A 15,745-nucleotide genomic window follows, 5' to 3' on the forward strand; every position below is an offset into this window, starting at 1 on the left:
CGACAATCCGGAACGCGCATGGATTTTTTGACTCTCCTGCATTCTGCGCCCTTGTTGCTGACCTTGGTCAAGGGCGCGTTGCCCCACGCGGTCGCCACGATGATGGCATTCGGCCAGTGGTTCGCTTCGGTGCCGCCTTGCCGTGACGTCGCCTTCGAGGCCGCGAGCTTTCTCGTCTGCGAGGTCGATCCGAAACTGTATTCGATCGAACTGTTCTGGAAAGACCCGGCGGGCAAGCCTTTTCAATCGCTGCACAATCTCGACAGCGCCCAGCGCACGGCCGGCCGTACCATGTTGTTTGCCATCAATGGCGGCATGTATCATCCGGACCTCAGGCCGGTCGGCCTCTATGTCGAACGCGGCCAGGAAATGGCCGGTGTGAAGACGGGCTCGGGAAGCGGCAACTTTTCGCTGCAGCCGAATGGCATCTTCTACGTCGGCGGCGGCAAGGCCGCGGTCCGGGCGACCAGGGACTTCGTCAGGCAGCGGCCAGCCACCGACTATGCGACGCAATCAGGGCCAATGCTGGTGATCGACGGCCAGCTTCACCCGAAATTCCGGTCCGACGGCACGTCGCGCAAGAGCCGCGACGGCGTCGGAGTGCGAAAGGATGGGGTTGCCGTCTTTGCCATCTCGAACGGCACGGTGACGTTCCATGCCTTCGCCCGCCTGTTTCGCGACGTGCTCGGCTGCGACAACGCGCTCTTTCTCGACGGCACGATATCGAGCCTGCTCGCTCCGGCCCTCGGCCGCAACGACGACTACTGGAACCTGGGGCCGATGATCGGCGTCTTCAGGAAGCGCGGCTGAACGCCCTAAGCCCGGGTATCGCGCCTGCCGCGCAGTCTGATGACAATAACGACGACGATGATCGCCGCCGCCATGGCCGCGATCACCGCCAGGCCGAACAGGCTGGTTGCGTCGAGCTCAGGCAGATTGTCGGCCCCTTTCGCCACCAGCCACCCAGGCGACAGCACGACCGGCGCCCAGATGATCGCCGACAGGATGTTGGCGATCTGGAAGCGGCGCCTATTCATCCCCATCATGCCCGCGACCAGCGGCACGGTGGCACGCACCGGACCGAAGAAGCGGCCGACGAAAACCGCGGCGAAACCGTAGCGATGGAAGAACAGGCGCGCCCTGGCTATCTCGCGGCGATAGCGGTTGAGCGGCCATTTGTGGACGACGCCGCGCCCGAGCCATTTGCCGAGAAAGAAGGAGATGGTGTCCCCGAGCGCCGCGCCGATCATCGCGGCGAGGAGGACCGGCAGTGGCTGGACGATACCGGCACCCACCAGGCCGCCGACGATGATCAGCACCGTGGTGCCGGGCAACAGGATGCCGACCAGCACCAGCGATTCGCCGAAGGCCAGCAATCCGACCACGAGGCCCGCCCAGGCCTGATGGGTTTCGATGAAAGAAACGCTCTGGTCGATGAACGACTGCACGCAAGCTTCCCTTTGAAAGTATTGCTCAGCTGCCGCTGTCGAGCAGGCTCCTGAGTTGGTCGAGCTTGTCATTGACGAGCCAGCCGCGTGGCCCGGCGCCTTTTCGAGATTCATGGGAACGCCGGCGCATACGCCGCATACCGTTCTCAACAGCCATATCATGGCGCTGTCAAGGCTTGGCCGGGCCGCTTCCTGCGACTGTCTGAAAGGGGCCACAGCCATGGTAAAAAACTTGATTCAAACTTTATTGGTAATTTCTCGTTCATAACTCGTCTGGTTGTCCGTCGGCCGTCGCCTTCGGTCTGTTGTGTTTGAGTACAGGTCCAGATGCGGTTACCAGGCGTCATCAGTTTCGTGATCGCATCGCTGTGCCTTGCCGGCTGTTCGTCGACATCGGGCATGGACGCGCTCGACATGCAGAAGCCGTCCAATGAGACGACCAGTTCGGTGGTGCGGCCAAGCGCGCCGATCACATCCGTTCCGGTGGCCAAGGCAAACGCGGCGCGCAATCGGGTTGAGGTTGCGCCCGAGGACGACACCGCTCGGCCCTTCGGCCTTGCGGAGGAAGAGACGGTGGCGTTTCCCGCACCCGAACTGCCCGACAGCGTCGAGCCGCCGATCGAGGAGGCTGCCCTGGTGTCGCCGCCGAAACTGTTGTCGCGGGCGGCGCCGCCCATGCTTGCAGGCCCGGTCACGCGCTACGGCTTCCGCGATGCCAAGCCGATCAATTTCGGCCGCTCGTCGCCCCGTCACCTTGCCGTGCATGGTGTCGACGTGTCGCGCTGGCAAGGCGACGTGAATTGGGAGAAGCTGCGCACCCAGGGCGCCAACTTCGCCTACATCAAGGCGACCGACGGCGGCGACCATCTCGACCCGATGTTCACCAGGAACTGGCGCGGCGCCGACGCCGCCGGCCTGAAGCGCGGCGCGTATCACTTCTTCTACTGGTGTCGCACCGCCGGCGAGCAGGCCGATTGGTTCATCCGCAACGTGCCGAAGGTGGAGGGCGCGCTGCCGCCGGTGATCGACGTCGAATGGAACGGCGACTCCAGCTGCCAGCGGCGCCCGTCGCGCGAAAAGGTGCTGGAGAAGATGCAGGTGTTCATGGACAAGCTGGAGCGCCACTACGGCCAGCGGCCGATCATCTACACGGCGCCCGATTTCTATCGCGACAACCTTCAGGGCGCCTTCCCGGACTACCCGTTCTGGCTGCGCGCTGTGGCCCGGCACCCGTCAAAGGTCTATCCCGATCGCAAGTGGCTGTTCTGGCAGTATTCCGGCTCCGGCCTGTCGCATGGCGTGACCGGCCGCATCGATCTCAACGTCTTCCATGGCGATGAGCGGCAATGGCGCGCCTGGGCTGGCGGCGGCGGCCGGCAGATGATGGCTGACTCGGACTAGGGCCGGATACCGTCCACCGCCCGGGCGCTCATTCCCAGCCTATCGGAACTGGTTGCTTCCGGCGTTCTTTTCCTCGCTCAGCCGCAGCCGCGTCCTCAGGCTCATGATCTCGGCGATGGCGGCATCGATCATGGCGAGAAGCGTCAGCGTGTCGTGCTGGGTCGGATCGGCCCTGACATAGGCGAGCTGGTTCACGATATCGGTTTCGTCGTCTGCTTTGTCACTCATGCGCATCGTCCCGGCTGTTGTCTTCCTGGATTTTATCCGATCGGGTCGATCGTCAAGTAGCCGTTTTATCACGTCGTCGTGCGGATGGCGTTGCCGGCGTTCATTTCCCGATCTTGCGAATAGACGGGACATTTCCGGCGCCGTGCTGTCTATATGCGGGCTGCTGCACCCTTGGTCGTCGGGGGACGAGTTGGAGCTCAAATTTCTATTGGTTGGCTTTGCCCGCACGGTCGCCGGCATGCTGTCGATCGTCACCTTCCTGAAATGGCGAGAGGTCAAGGCGGCCAGCCACTGGTTGCCGACGCCTGGAAACTAGCGCGATGGGGCTGATCAGCTTGACCTGCGCCCGGCTTGCGTCTGCATCGATTCCCGCTGTGGCGGGCGAACCTGCGCCTCGCGCCCGCCCATCGACAAATGCGCGTTTGGGAAAGGCTGACGGACAAAAAAGTATCGGGCTCGCCGCCTAGGTGCAGATGGGGCAAGTTGGCACTTGGCCTCGACGTGGTTACAGCGGTGACAATACAACATGGATGAAGACGGACGCGGAACTGGACTTGGCTGGGAAATGTCAGTCACACGTAAGGCATATGCTCTGGGATCAGATCACTTCCAAGTTGGAAAAAAATCTTTTCGATCTCACACGAGACCGACGTTGGAATCTTCTTTCGCGAAAATCGCACAATTTTGGGCGTCGTATCGACCGCTTCGTCAAAAATGAGATCGACAATCGGAGGTCTGACCTCATACTCATCTGAAAGCAGGAATAGCAACCCATTCTGATATCCGCGGCAGTAGCAAGCGTCCCACAGATTATTCTCTGACTTATATTGTTCTATCTTGGCCTCATAGCCGTGAACAAGAGCCTGCACATGGCCTGAGTGATAATACTCGCCGCTCGCTCGTCGGTCCTTTATTCGCATCAATGCGTCTTGAAGGCCGTCTTGGTAGGATAGTGCCAGTATGAGCAGTCTGTTATTCGTTTCTAGGAATTTATCTGCGGTATAAGAATGATATGAATTTACCTCAACAAGGAGGTCTTCGCAGTTGTCAAAGGCCTCCTCGCTAATAATTTTTTCGACGCCAAGCTGGGAATTGTAGTGAGAGCGAAACTGCTCCAAAAAGAAGGTGCCATCGGTCTCAATGGGTATCAAATTCAATCCAGTAGATCGTAGGTAGTCATGATCTATGTGTGGTGAAACGTAATAAGATGACCGAGAAAAGGGCCCCATAATTTTCGCCATCGATTGCACGAGTTTTAAATAATTTGGATCTTTTAAAGAGTATCCTGTGTAGATTATTGTCTTCTGGGTGATAATATTCTTTAGATACGCGCCGATAGCTCCATTGCGTAATCGTTTTAACGATTGAGCGTAATCCTCCGATGTAGCGAGAATGGATCCATAATTAGTAATTGAACCATGTATTTTTATGACACGTCGCTTGGAGCTATCGATAAACGCCATGATCTCGGTTCTCTGTACTTATTCCTGCGCCTGCAAAAATGGCGACTTTTCCCTTCGACATTCGGGCTAGAAGCTCGCGAGGGAACGTAAATTCATTCTCATTTTTGCAAAAAGAGCACTCACAGTTGCTCATTACAACCTACCATCAACAAACCCGCACCGTACGCGCGGGTTTGCATCCTCCACCGTCACGTGAATAAACTCAGCTGCACCCGCTCGTGGCGCCGCACGTATCGCACTTCTCGCATGTCCCGTTCCGCACCATCGTAAAATTCTGGCACTCGGAGCAGGAATTGCCGGTGTAGCCCTGGAGCAGCGATTTGGCGCGGCGGTCGGCGGCGAGTTTCTTCGCTTCGGCCGCTTCATGGGCCGCCGTATCGGTGAACAGCGCCGCGGTGGTATCAGTTGAGGCATCGGAGGCCGCTTCCTCGAAGGCGATGTCTTCCGCCAGCTCCTTGGCCCGCTCCTCATAGTCGCGCTTGTAGGCGACCGCCTCGTCGCTCGCCGGCTTCAGCGCCAGCACGTTGGAGCCGGAGAAGGCTGTCGGCGCCGAGCGGGCAGGGGTGCCGGAGGAACCGGCAAAACCTTTCGGCTCGCCTGCCCTCGAAACCAGCTTCACCGGCGAGCCGCGGGTCAGGCCCTTGGAGACGGCGTCGGTCTTGCCTTCGCTGATGCCGCGGCCAAGCGCGGTGTTGGAGAAGTCCGACTGGTCGACATGGGCGAGATCGTTGCGGCCGAGATAGGAGATGGCCAGTTCCCGGAACACGTAGTCGAGGATCGACGTCGCGCTCTTGATGGCATCGTTGCCGATGACCATGCCGGCCGGCTCGAACTTGGTGAAGGTGAAGGCGTGCACGTATTCGTCGAGCGGCACGCCATATTGCAGGCCGAGCGAGATCGCGATGGCGAAATTGTTGAGAAGGCCACGCAGCGTGGCGCCTTCCTTGTTCATGTCGATGAAGATTTCGCCGAGACGGCCATCGTCATACTCGCCGGTGCGCAGGAAGATGGTGTTGCCACCGATCTTGGCCTTCTGCGTGTAACCCTTGCGGCGGCCGGGCAGCTTTTCCTGCTCGCGCGACACGCGTTCGATGATGCGCTCGACGATGCGCTCGGTGATCTGCGCCGCGCGCGCCGCCGCCGGTGCCTGGATCAGCTGCTCGACCGCATCGTCCTCATCCTCCTCGCCATCGGCGAGCAGCGAGGCATTGAGCGGCTGCGACAGCTTCGAGCCGTCGCGGTAGAGCGCGTTGGCCTTCAGCGCCAGCTTCCAGGACAACATGTAGGCGCTCTTGGCGTCCTCCACCGTCGCGTCGTTCGGCATGTTGATGGTCTTGGAGATGGCGCCGGAGATGAAGGGCTGCGCCGCCGCCATCATCTGGATGTGGCTGTTGATCGAAAGCGAGCGCTTGCCGATCTTGCCGCAGGGGCTGGCACAATCGAACACGGCGAGGTGTTCGGCCTTGAGGAAGGGCGCGCCTTCCAGCGTCATCGCACCGCAGACATGGATGTTGGCGGCCTCGATGTCCTTCCGGGAGAAACCCAGCGCCGGCAGCATCTCGAACGAGAAGTCGTTGAGCTGTTCGTCGGTGAAGCCGAAAGTCTCCTTCACCCAGTCGGCGCCGAGCGTCCACTGGTTGAAGACGAACTTGATGTCGAAGGCCGACTTCAGCGCGGCGTTGAGCGCCGCGATCTTGTCGTCGGTGAAGCCCTTGGCCTTGAGCGAGCCGGGGTTGACGGCCGGCGCCTGGTTGAGATTGCCGTGGCCGACGGCGTAGGCCTCGATCTCGGCGATCTGGCTCTCGGAGTAACCGAGCGTGCGCAGCGCTTCCGGCACGGCGCGGTTGATGATCTTGAAATAGCCGCCGCCGGCGAGCTTCTTGAACTTCACCAGGGCGAAGTCGGGCTCGATGCCGGTGGTGTCGCAATCCATGACCAGGCCGATCGTGCCGGTCGGCGCGATCACAGTCGCCTGCGCGTTGCGGTAGCCGTGCTCCTCGCCGAGTTCGATGGCGCGGTCCCAGGCGGCCTTGGCGTGGGTGGCCAAATCCTGCTGCTTCAGGTCCGACGCCACGAGAGGCACCGGATTGACGGCGAGTTTTTCGTAACCGTCCTTGTCGCCATAGGCGGCGCGGCGATGGTTGCGCATGACGCGCAGCATGTTCTGGGCGTTGCGGTCATAATCGGGGAAGGCGCCGAGCTCGGACGCCATTTCCGCCGAGGTCGAGTAGGCGACGCCGGTCATGATCGCGGTCAGCGCGGCGCAGATGGCGCGGCCTTCGTCGGAATCGTAGGGAATGCCCGAGGTCATCAGCAGGCCGCCGATATTGGCGTAGCCGAGGCCCAGCGTGCGGTAGTCGTAGGAAAGCTTGGCGATTTCCTTCGACGGGAACTGCGCCATCATCACCGAGATTTCGAGAACCATGGTCCACAGCCGCACGGTGTGCTCGTAGGCAGCGATATCGATCGTGCCGTCGGCGTTGCGGTAGGGGAGCAAATTGATCGAGGCGAGATTGCAGGCCGTGTCGTCGAGGAACATGTATTCCGAGCACGGGTTGGAAGCCCGGATCGCACCGGCGGAGGCGCAGGTGTGCCAGTCGTTCATCGTCGTGTTGAAATGCAGGCCGGGATCGGCGGAAGCCCAGGCGGCGTAGCCGATCTTTTCCCAGAGGTCCCGCGCCTTCAGCGTCTTCAAGACCTTGCCGTCCTTGCGGGCGGTCAGGTGCCAGTCGGCGTCGGTCTCGACGGCGCGCAGGAAATTGTCCTTCAGCGACACCGAATTGTTGGAGTTCTGGCCCGAAACCGTCAGGTAGGCGTCAGAATCCCAGTCGGTGTCGTAGGTCTTGAACGACATCGAGGTGTAGCCCTGCTTGGCGAACTGGATGACGCGGTAGATGTAGTTCTCCGGCACCGCCGACTTCTTGGCCGCCTTGATTTCGCGCTTCAGCGCCGTGTTGACGGCCGGATCGAAGCAGTCGTCGTCATGGCCTTCGCAGTTGACGCAGGCCTTCATGATCGCTTCGAGATGCTTCTTGACGATCTTGGAGCCGGTCACCAGCGAGGCGACCTTCTGCTCTTCATTGACCTTCCAGTCGATGAATTCCTCAATGTCGGGGTGGTCGGCGTCGACGATGACCATTTTCGCCGCGCGGCGCGTCGTGCCGCCCGACTTGATGGCGCCCGCCGCACGGTCGCCGATCTTGAGGAAGCTCATCAGGCCGGACGAGCGGCCGCCGCCGGACAGCTTTTCGCCTTCGCCGCGCAGCAGCGAGAAGTTCGAGCCGGTGCCGGAGCCATATTTGAATAGGCGCGCCTCACGCACCCACAGATCCATGATACCGCCCTCGTTGACGAGGTCGTCCTGCACGCCCTGGATGAAGCAGGCATGCGGCTGCGGATGCTCGTAGGAGGATTTCGACTTGGTCAGCTTGCCAGTGAAGGGATCGACATAGAAGTGACCCTGGCTCGGGCCGTCGATGCCGTAGGCCCAGTGCAGGCCGGTGTTGAACCACTGCGGCGAATTCGGCGCGACGCGCTGGGTGGCCAGCATATAGGCAAGCTCGTCGCGGAAGGCGCGCGCATCTTCCTCCGACGCCTTGAAGTAGCCGCCCTTCCAGCCCCAATAGGTCCAGGTGCCGGCCAGCCGGTCGAAGACCTGGCGGGCGTCGATCTCGGAACCGTAGCGCTCAGCCTCCGGCAGCTTGGCGAGCTCGGCCTCATCGGCGACGGAGCGCCACAGGAAAGAGGGGACGTCGTTCTCCTCGACCTTCTTCAGGCGCGCGGGGACGCCGGCCTTGCGGAAGTATTTCTGGGCCAGGATGTCGGCGGCGACCTGGGAGAACTGCGCCGGCACATCGATGTTGTCCAAGCGGAACACCACCGAGCCATCCGGATTCTTGATCTCGGAAAGCGCCTTGCGGAATTCGATCTCCGCATAAGCGGCCCCTTCTTGGCCTGCATGTCCTGGCTTGGTGAAACGACGCTCGATGCGCATTGGTCCGGTCCCTTTTGTCTATATATAGCGCTTTCATCGGGGGATTTCTGCCCCCAAAAGACGAAACGCGCAGTCCGCCGTTTGCCGGCATTGCGAACAATGCCGGCATCTCCTCTTCGCGGGCGCGGCCACGCACACGACAAAACGCCTTGCCGAGCGTTTGCCGAGGCTGCCAACCGACCCCGCGGGTCCCTCAAAACTGAATTTTTCGATTCCCTCACCTGAGGGAATTCACACTATCTAGCGTCGAACCTGCCTGCAAACACTAAATATAGTGTTAACAGACAATTTATTCCAGTCCGACAATTCTCCCTTTCGTCGCCCCACCACCCCACGATCCCAACGCTTCCGCCGGCCTCGTAAACAGGCGGAAATGCGGGCAAAACGCACATAATCCGGGAAAAAGACCGGGCTCAGAACTTTCCGGTCGCGCTCTCAACAGGAGCGCATGGCCTATAAAAGGCGACTCGTTTCGAGCCGTCAAGGATTCGTTTGCGTAGCTTTTGTGACCCCAACATCTTGTGTGTCACACATGTGGATAACGGGGATAGAATGGGCCGCTGTGGCGGCCATTTTCCGGCGGCAAGCATTTGCGAACACGGGTCCGCCTACGCGGGCTGCGTCAAGACTGTCCGGCGGGTTCAAAAAGCCCGGCAAGCGGATGCGCAGGGAGTCAGCCGTAGTGTCGCTTCGGCTTGGGCTCGGTACCGGTGAACTGTACGCCGATCCGGTCATTGCGGCGCCAGCGGACTTCGCAGCGATAGGCGACGCCGTCGAGCGGCACATAAAGAAGGAATTGGTCGGGAACCCGGGACTCGAGCGGGATTTTCAGTTCGGCGCCGCCCGCATGCTGGTCGCGCACCATGCAACCGATTTCTGAATTCCGGATCCCGGTGATGATCGTTCCACCTTTGAGCACGCGTGGCCGATGCTCGCGCTGCGGCTCAGGGGACTTTTGCTGAAATGGGTTTACAGGATTCGCCATCGATGAAACGCGCCAGACTGGCCCATTTCTATCGAAGAAAAATTAGCAAACCATTCACACGCGGTGCATCACATAGTTGTGAATCTGCCGCGATACACGTGCGCTCAGGAGAACCTGCGCGGGTCGGCGCAGAAATAGGCGATGATCTGACAGAGGTCGGGCTCATTGACCATGCGCACGGCCTCGCTGGAACTGACCCACCTGCGTGTGCGGGAATTTTTTTCCTTCCAGCGGTCGGCGATCTTGTCGACATGCAGCGGAAACACCAGCACCTCGCAAGGCACTTCTTCGCCCGAAGCCAGAACCTTGGCATAGAAATAGCGGCCGGCTTCGAGATGAGAGACGTTGCCGCGCAAACCGGCTTCTTCGGCGGCCTCGCGCGCGGCGGCTTCGCAGAGCGGCTCCTTGGCTTCCGGCCAGCCTTTCGGCAACACCCAGCGGCCAGTATCGCGGCTAGTGATCAGCATGACCTCGACGCCGTTCCCGACATCGCGCCAGGGCAGGGCGGCAACCTGCAGACGGCACGGCGCCGTGCCGAAGAGTCTCCGGACCCTTTCAGCAAGGTGGTTGCGCGTCGTTGGCCCTGTCAACATCGAAGAAGCTAGCCCCAGCCTCCAGAATCGTTTGCCGTCTCATGAATCTTACGGCTAATTGTGACCAATAAAAGTAAAAACTTCGGTCACGCTGGCTGATTCCCGTCAACAAGGGTCGATTTCGCAGGATATCTTGTCGGCGGGTCAGTCCGCGCAAGCAAATATTGTCGTCGGCGCTGGCTTGATTGGTAAAAACGGCTTGCCGCGAATCAGCCGGCGTGATCGTCGGCGATCGGCTTCTGATAGGTGAAGCCCATGTCCCAGGGAAAATAGATCCAAGTGTCCTGGCTGACCTCGGTGACGAAAGTATCGACCAGCGGCCGGCCCTTGGGCTTGGCGTAGACGGTCGCGAAATGGGCCTTGGGCATCATTGCCCGCACGATGCCGGCGGTCTTTCCGGTGTCGGTCAGGTCGTCGATGATCAGCACGCCGGCGCCATCGTCGGACAGCAAGGCCGGCGTGATCTCCTTCAGCACCTGCAATTGTCCCTGGCTGGTGTAGTCGTGATAGGAGGCGACGCAGACCGTCTCGATGACGCGGATGCCGAGTTCGCGCGAGATGATCGCCGCCGGAACCAGGCCACCGCGCGTGATGCAGACGATAGCCTTCCACTGGCCTTTGCTGGTGCCGGCAAGCCGCCAGGCAAGCGCGCGGGCATCGCGATGGAACTGGTCCCAGGAGACCGGAAAGGCTTTTTCGGGAAGGGACATTTTTCGCGCACTCCGCGGCACGCGAGGGCCGCGTGCAAGAAAACAGGGGAATGCGCGCGGAATTAACTGGAAACCACCGGGCTTGGCAAGGGTGGCTGGTAGCGATCGCTGTGGACTTATCGCGACAGGAAGGCCGCTACCTGCGCCGTGCGCAGCACCGTGCGCGTCACCCCGCCGAACAGAAGCTGGCGCAGCCAGGAGTGGCTATAGGCGCCAAGCACCAGGAGATCGGCGCCGGTCTCCGCGATTCTGTTCTGGATCATGTCGTCGACCGAGGTGCCGCCCGATTTCTGCACCGAGACACTGACGGTGGCGCCGTGGCGCGACAGGGCCGACGCTATTTCGGCGCCCGCGGCCTCCGGGCTTTCGTCGAGCGTATCGGGTGGATCGATGACCAGTATGTCGGTTTTCTCGGCCTCGATGATGAAGGGCAGGGCATCAAAGGCGGCGCGGGCGGCCTCCTTGCTGCCGTTCCAGGCGAGCAGAACGCGTTTGAAGGTGGTGACGAGAGGACCGGCATGCGGCACCACCAGCACCGGCCGGCCGGCATCGTAGACCAGCGTATCGACGTCTGCGCTCGGATCGCCGCCGGTCTCGCGTTGGGCGGCGATGATGAGATCGGCGGCGCGCACGCTCGAAATGCCGGTCAGCGCGCTGTCGCCGGAGAAGCTCTCGAAGCTCCGCCATTCGAAGGAGAGGCCGGAATCCTCGATGCACCTCAGGAAGAAAACCTGGAGTTTTTCGGCCCGTTCCCGGTTCATGTCGGCGGAAACCTGCAGGAACTCCGTATCGGGAAAACCCGTCGCCGACGTGTAGGGCACCGGGAGCGCCTCGGCATGAATGCCGATCAGATGGCTCTCGAAGCGGCTGGCAAGCGGGATGGCGCAGTCGAGCACCCGCTCGGCGTCCTGTTCGTTCTGCAGAATGGCAACGATGGTCTTGAAACGCATGATGATCCCTCAACCTTGCGAGTGACGAGCCTCGCGGCAGGGAAACGTTGCGGCGTCGTTCTTGGTTCCGGCCCGGCCGGATCAGCTCGTCTTGCCGGCGAAGCCAGCCACCATGGCCTCGACGTCGGCGCGCGCGGCCTCGAGCGCATCGGCGCTGCGGGCACGAACCACCAGTTCAGTCCAGAATTTGCCGTCGCCATATTTGGGGTAGGAGCCGATGATCGTATCCGGGTGCGCTTTCTGGATCTCGCCCAATGGCCCGCCGACAAGGCCCTCGCCGAACGGGCAGTGCACCGTGGCCGACAGCATTTTGCTGCCGGCTCTCAGCGTCGGGACGACATTGTCGAGCATGGCCTGGAAGATCGAGGGCACGCCGGCCATGACATGGACGTTGCCGATGCGGAAACCGGGCGCCACGGACACCGGGTTGTCGATATGGTCGGCGCCGCGCGGCATTCGCGCCATGCGTTTGCGAGCCTCCGTGTATTCGATGCCGCGTGCGGCATAGCTTGCCTCCAGCAGGGCATAGGCCTTGGCATCGTATTCACAAGGCACGCCGAACGCCTTGGCGATCGAATCGGCTGTGATGTCGTCATGTGTCGGGCCGATGCCGCCGGTTGTGAACACATAGGTATAGCGTGCGCGCACGGCATTCACCGCCGCGACGATCTCGTCTTCCTCGTCGGGAACAATGCGCACCTCCTTCAGATCGATGCCGATCGCCGTCATGATATCGGCGAGGTGGCCGATGTTCTTGTCCTTGGTGCGGCCGGACAGAATCTCATCGCCGATGACAAGCATGGCGGCAGTGACGATTTCAGGCATGGAAGGCTCCGGCAGACGGCCCGTCTGAATAGCGCGACCGACGGGCGGCGGCAATGCCGCCCAAACGGCGAACGATCCAGCATACACGGATATCGCCTGGATTACGGTGGCTGGCGTAGCTTGACCAGGACGGGAGAAGCCTCTTTCCGATTGTTCTCGGGACGCGGGGTACGATCAACGACCGCCCCCGCGAAGTCAGTCCGTTTTTTGCCATCCTTGCGGCGGCATCGCGGGCGGATAAGGTGCGCGGCTCGGATCCGGTGATGACGGATGCTGCAATTCGCCGCGCCTGAACAAGTCGTCGCCTTCATCGAGCGCATGGCGGCGAGCGCTTTTGTCACCCCGGCATCACCGCCACTTCACGAGAATTTCAGGGAACCATTCGGCTGACGGTCAGGTTTACCCCGTGTCGCATCCCAAGGCGGCCAAGATCAAGATACGGAGTAAATTCAATGTATAGGAAACTTTTCGCAGCATCCGTCCTGACGATCGGTCTCGCCACATCGGCGATGGCCCAGTCGTCGGACGATACCTATCCCAACCATCACAGTTGGTGGCTGTTCGGCAATGAGGATTCCTCTGCCATTGACCGGACTACCACCGGCAGTATTAACGGCGATGGCTCCGGACTGAACACCCTCGGCAATCCTGGTCCGGCCGGACCTTGTGCCTCGACCACGCCAGGCCCTGATGCGAATGCTCAAGGCAACGTCAACGATCAGTATTGCGGCAAATAGCTGGTCGCAAGCTTGCCGCCGGCCGGCGGACGCCATCTCTCCTGGCGTCCGGCGCTGGCGCATGGCTGGATATCAATCCGAGATTTCGGTCTGAGGCCGGTCGCGGCCATCGGCGAGTTCCTCGTGCCATTTGCCCTCGGCGTCCTCATACTGGATGCCATCGGTGGAACCCGCCACCTGTTGTTCGGCCGAAGCGATCTCGGCGGCGCGCAACGCGTCCTGATGGGTGGGAAATGTCTCCGAAAAGGTTGAGCCGACCTTGTAGGCCCAGCCACCGTCATGCTCGACGATCTTGTAAGTCAGCTTCGCCATCAAAACCTCCAGTTAAAGGTCCGCCTGCTCAATGCAACCGGTCGTCGGGCAGCTTGTCGTCGGGAACCAGCACTTCCGATTCCCTGGCGGCCTCGATCAGTGCCCGGCGCGCTTCCGCTGTCGAACGATAACCTTCCAGCACTTTGAGGCAAGTGTCGAGGGCATCACGATGACGAGGCCCGCGATTGAGCGGCCACACAGTCATCAGGCACTCCGCTGCCTCCTGGGTCGAGCGGATATGGCGATATTTGCCGACATGACCAAGCTCGACCACGACGGGTGTTTCAAAAGGCTTGTTGTCCATCATGGCCGCAACGCAAAGCAGCCAATTTGGTTGCAAAAATGGCCTTTGGTCTGCGCCCAAAGGTCGCGTCGCTTCCGCGGCGCGCACTAAATGCATTGGCGTCTCAGTAGCCGCAGTCGTTGCGTAGCCAGCGCGCATTCGCCCAGCCGGTGCCGCCGCCGATTTCGACCTGATACCAGTTGCCGCGCCGGTCGAAGATCTCCGTATGATCGCCGTTGAACAACTGCCCGATCATCCGTGAGGACGAGTTTGGCCGTGTGCGCACGGCGAGAAAGCCGCTGCCGGTCGCCAGATCGTAGCGGCCGGAGAGGCCGTACACCGTACCCTCGCAATACTGCCCGACGGTCGGCGTCGAAGAGCCGAGCCAAAATCCGGCCACGGCCACGAGTGCCGCAGCCGGCAAGAATGCCCTGAACGACATGATTACCTCCCAAGCCCGGCCGCGCCCGCCGCAGCCTCACTCAGCGTAGCAGTTCGCGGCCAGAATTGAAGCGGGCCGTTGGCAAACCGTCCGGGACCACAAGCAGGAGCGCGCTGGTCTCGGGAGAACGGCGATCAGCTCGCCGCCTTCATCCAATGTTCCATCGTCGTCACCGAGCGGGCGAGCTGCGGCGCCGGATGGATCTTTTCGCTGAAGGTGGCCGCCGCACGCCATCCCCAGCGCGGATCGGCGAGGAAGGCGCGCGCCAGCGCCACCATGTCGGCGCGACCTTCGGCGATAACAGCCTCGGCCTGTTTCGGGTCGTCGATCAGGCCGACCGCACGGGTTGGAATGCCGGCGCCCTTGCGTACGGCTTCCGCCAGATGCACCTGATAGCCCGGCCCGGTGGGCAATTTCTGCAATGGCGAATTGCCGCCGCTCGAGCAGCAGAGATAGGCGATGCCTTCGGCCTTCAGCGCTTTCGCCACCTCGATCGCGTCCTCGACGTCAAAGCCGCCATCGACCCAGTCCTTCACCGACAGCCGTGCGCCGAGCATCAGCCTTGGCACTGCTTTCTTCACCGCCCTGGCGATCTCGACGACAAGACGCATCCGGTTTTCCAGCGAGCCGCCCCAGCGATCCGTGCGCTGGTTGGACAGCGGCGACAGGAACTGGAAGATCAGGTAGCCATGCGCCGCATGCAGTTCGATGAAGTCGAATCCGGCACGTTCGGCCCGCCTTGCGGCTTCCGCGAACCGCTCGATGAGCTGCAGGACTTCCTCGTCGTCCAGGGCGTGCGGCACGTTCCAGCCGGTGTCGTAGGCGATGGCCGAGGCCGAGACGGTCTGCCAGGGATCCTCGTTTGGCTGCAATGGGCCGCCACCTTCCCAGGGCTTGCGGTTCGAGGCCTTGCGGCCAGCATGCGCCAGTTGCGTGCCGAACTTCGTGCCGGGTGCGGCCACGCGCCGGGCCGCGTCCAGCGCGCGGCGCGCGGCTGCTTCATTGTCTTCGGAATAGAGGCCGAGACAGCCATGGCTGATGCGTCCGCGCCGCTCGACATCGGTCATCTCCACCGTGACCATGCCGGCGCCGGACATGGCCAGGTTCATCCAGTGGTAGAGATGCCAGTCGCTGGCCGACCCGTCCTCGGCGGAATACTGGCACATCGGCGCCACGGCGATGCGGTTGGGAAAGGTGAGGCCATCGAGTGTGATCGGCTGGAAAAGCGATGTCGTCATGAAGAAACTCCGGGGAGGGGAATGCGCTATTTAGGCAATGGCACCCTTCCATACCACACACGAGACAGTGAAGGGCGCTGCACCAATCGCTGGCCCGATTGCGCCTGTACCGGTTCGCGGCTACGCCTGCGTTCGC

The 15,745-nt window shown here is 61.6% G+C and carries 17 protein-coding genes; 4 read left to right on the top strand and 13 right to left on the bottom strand.

The window, feature by feature from the left end:
* The first annotated feature begins 18 nt into the window (after positions 1-18).
* Entirely contained in the window at positions 19-810 is a 792-nt protein-coding gene (locus LB536_RS15210) for a phosphodiester glycosidase family protein (RefSeq protein WP_140755106.1), read from the top strand.
* A 5-nt stretch (positions 811-815) separates the two neighbouring features.
* Here LB536_RS15210 and LB536_RS15215 read toward each other — a convergent pair whose 3' ends face one another.
* Complete coding sequence (locus tag LB536_RS15215; RefSeq protein WP_224593865.1) at positions 816-1,448, bottom strand: DedA family protein; 633 nt, start codon at positions 1,446-1,448, stop codon at positions 816-818.
* Positions 1,449-1,775: 327 nt separating this feature from the next.
* Between LB536_RS15215 and LB536_RS15220 the strand changes: the two genes are divergently transcribed.
* Positions 1,776-2,849, top strand: a complete 1,074-nt coding sequence (locus LB536_RS15220; RefSeq protein WP_140755102.1) for a GH25 family lysozyme — start codon at positions 1,776-1,778, stop codon at positions 2,847-2,849.
* Between the two features lie 39 nt (positions 2,850-2,888).
* Here LB536_RS15220 and LB536_RS15225 read toward each other — a convergent pair whose 3' ends face one another.
* Positions 2,889-3,077, bottom strand: coding sequence for a hypothetical protein (locus LB536_RS15225; protein WP_224593866.1), 189 nt, complete (start codon positions 3,075-3,077; stop codon positions 2,889-2,891).
* Between the two features lie 190 nt (positions 3,078-3,267).
* On the opposite strand from LB536_RS15225, the gene LB536_RS31115 reads away from it, so the two are divergent.
* Positions 3,268-3,393, top strand: a complete 126-nt coding sequence (locus LB536_RS31115) for a hypothetical protein (protein ID WP_263489090.1) — start codon at positions 3,268-3,270, stop codon at positions 3,391-3,393.
* Positions 3,394-3,649: 256 nt separating this feature from the next.
* Here LB536_RS31115 and LB536_RS15230 read toward each other — a convergent pair whose 3' ends face one another.
* From LB536_RS15230 to LB536_RS15260, 7 genes are all read right to left on the bottom strand, one after another.
* On the bottom strand, positions 3,650-4,540 hold the full coding sequence (locus LB536_RS15230; RefSeq protein ID WP_224593868.1) for an SIR2 family protein: 891 nt from the start codon (positions 4,538-4,540) through the stop codon (positions 3,650-3,652).
* A 202-nt stretch (positions 4,541-4,742) separates the two neighbouring features.
* Positions 4,743-8,534 (bottom strand): vitamin B12-dependent ribonucleotide reductase, encoded by a 3,792-nt coding sequence (locus LB536_RS15235; protein ID WP_224593871.1) that lies wholly within the window; start codon positions 8,532-8,534, stop codon positions 4,743-4,745.
* A gap of 673 nt (positions 8,535-9,207) precedes the next feature.
* Positions 9,208-9,519, bottom strand: a complete 312-nt coding sequence (locus tag LB536_RS15240) for a PilZ domain-containing protein (RefSeq protein ID WP_224593873.1) — start codon at positions 9,517-9,519, stop codon at positions 9,208-9,210.
* 104 nt (positions 9,520-9,623) lie between these two features.
* Positions 9,624-10,112: an NUDIX hydrolase gene (locus tag LB536_RS15245; RefSeq protein ID WP_224593877.1), complete on the bottom strand. Its 489-nt coding sequence runs from the start codon at positions 10,110-10,112 to the stop codon at positions 9,624-9,626.
* Positions 10,113-10,321: 209 nt separating this feature from the next.
* Positions 10,322-10,822, bottom strand: coding sequence for a xanthine phosphoribosyltransferase (gpt, locus tag LB536_RS15250; protein WP_140755086.1), 501 nt, complete (start codon positions 10,820-10,822; stop codon positions 10,322-10,324).
* Between the two features lie 116 nt (positions 10,823-10,938).
* Positions 10,939-11,772 carry a universal stress protein gene (locus tag LB536_RS15255; protein ID WP_224593881.1) on the bottom strand — a complete coding sequence of 278 codons (834 nt, stop codon included), beginning with the start codon at positions 11,770-11,772 and terminating at the stop codon, positions 10,939-10,941.
* A gap of 81 nt (positions 11,773-11,853) precedes the next feature.
* The gene (locus LB536_RS15260) at positions 11,854-12,597 is read right to left on the bottom strand and encodes a competence/damage-inducible protein A (RefSeq protein WP_224593884.1); all 744 of its coding nucleotides are present in this window, start codon (positions 12,595-12,597) and stop codon (positions 11,854-11,856) included.
* A gap of 452 nt (positions 12,598-13,049) precedes the next feature.
* Between LB536_RS15260 and LB536_RS15265 the strand changes: the two genes are divergently transcribed.
* A complete protein-coding gene (locus tag LB536_RS15265) occupies positions 13,050-13,334 on the top strand; it encodes a hypothetical protein (RefSeq protein WP_224593886.1) in 285 nt (94 codons plus the stop codon).
* A 72-nt stretch (positions 13,335-13,406) separates the two neighbouring features.
* Here LB536_RS15265 and LB536_RS15270 read toward each other — a convergent pair whose 3' ends face one another.
* From LB536_RS15270 to LB536_RS15285, 4 genes are all read right to left on the bottom strand, one after another.
* Positions 13,407-13,646 carry a DUF2188 domain-containing protein gene (locus tag LB536_RS15270; protein ID WP_027145493.1) on the bottom strand — a complete coding sequence of 80 codons (240 nt, stop codon included), beginning with the start codon at positions 13,644-13,646 and terminating at the stop codon, positions 13,407-13,409.
* A 28-nt stretch (positions 13,647-13,674) separates the two neighbouring features.
* Positions 13,675-13,953, bottom strand: a complete 279-nt coding sequence (locus tag LB536_RS15275; RefSeq protein WP_032935880.1) for a DUF982 domain-containing protein — start codon at positions 13,951-13,953, stop codon at positions 13,675-13,677.
* Positions 13,954-14,053: 100 nt separating this feature from the next.
* Positions 14,054-14,371: an SH3 domain-containing protein gene (locus LB536_RS15280; protein WP_224593889.1), complete on the bottom strand. Its 318-nt coding sequence runs from the start codon at positions 14,369-14,371 to the stop codon at positions 14,054-14,056.
* Between the two features lie 134 nt (positions 14,372-14,505).
* Positions 14,506-15,609 (bottom strand): NADH:flavin oxidoreductase/NADH oxidase, encoded by a 1,104-nt coding sequence (locus LB536_RS15285; RefSeq protein ID WP_140755074.1) that lies wholly within the window; start codon positions 15,607-15,609, stop codon positions 14,506-14,508.
* Positions 15,610-15,745: the final 136 nt, after the last annotated feature.

It is taken from the genome of Mesorhizobium sp. ES1-3 (genome assembly GCF_020164795.1).
Lineage (GTDB): Bacteria > Pseudomonadota > Alphaproteobacteria > Rhizobiales > Rhizobiaceae > Mesorhizobium.

Excerpts from the sequence above, each read along its gene's own strand:
- LB536_RS15210 (WP_140755106.1), top strand. The coding sequence starts at position 19 with ATGGATTTTTTGACTCTCCTGCATTCTGCGCCCTTGTTGCTGACCTTG.
- LB536_RS15220 (WP_140755102.1), top strand. The coding sequence starts at position 1,776 with ATGCGGTTACCAGGCGTCATCAGTTTCGTGATCGCATCGCTGTGCCTT.
- LB536_RS15225 (WP_224593866.1), bottom strand. The coding sequence starts at position 3,077 with ATGAGTGACAAAGCAGACGACGAAACCGATATCGTGAACCAGCTCGCC.
- LB536_RS15230 (WP_224593868.1), bottom strand. The coding sequence starts at position 4,540 with ATGGCGTTTATCGATAGCTCCAAGCGACGTGTCATAAAAATACATGGT.
- LB536_RS15235 (WP_224593871.1), bottom strand. The coding sequence starts at position 8,534 with ATGCGCATCGAGCGTCGTTTCACCAAGCCAGGACATGCAGGCCAAGAA.
- LB536_RS15240 (WP_224593873.1), bottom strand. The coding sequence starts at position 9,519 with ATGGCGAATCCTGTAAACCCATTTCAGCAAAAGTCCCCTGAGCCGCAG.
- LB536_RS15245 (WP_224593877.1), bottom strand. The coding sequence starts at position 10,112 with ATGTTGACAGGGCCAACGACGCGCAACCACCTTGCTGAAAGGGTCCGG.
- gpt (WP_140755086.1), bottom strand. The coding sequence starts at position 10,822 with ATGTCCCTTCCCGAAAAAGCCTTTCCGGTCTCCTGGGACCAGTTCCAT.
- LB536_RS15255 (WP_224593881.1), bottom strand. The coding sequence starts at position 11,772 with ATGCGTTTCAAGACCATCGTTGCCATTCTGCAGAACGAACAGGACGCC.
- LB536_RS15260 (WP_224593884.1), bottom strand. The coding sequence starts at position 12,597 with ATGCCTGAAATCGTCACTGCCGCCATGCTTGTCATCGGCGATGAGATT.
- LB536_RS15265 (WP_224593886.1), top strand. The coding sequence starts at position 13,050 with ATGTATAGGAAACTTTTCGCAGCATCCGTCCTGACGATCGGTCTCGCC.
- LB536_RS15270 (WP_027145493.1), bottom strand. The coding sequence starts at position 13,646 with ATGGCGAAGCTGACTTACAAGATCGTCGAGCATGACGGTGGCTGGGCC.
- LB536_RS15275 (WP_032935880.1), bottom strand. The coding sequence starts at position 13,953 with ATGATGGACAACAAGCCTTTTGAAACACCCGTCGTGGTCGAGCTTGGT.
- LB536_RS15280 (WP_224593889.1), bottom strand. The coding sequence starts at position 14,371 with ATGTCGTTCAGGGCATTCTTGCCGGCTGCGGCACTCGTGGCCGTGGCC.
- LB536_RS15285 (WP_140755074.1), bottom strand. The coding sequence starts at position 15,609 with ATGACGACATCGCTTTTCCAGCCGATCACACTCGATGGCCTCACCTTT.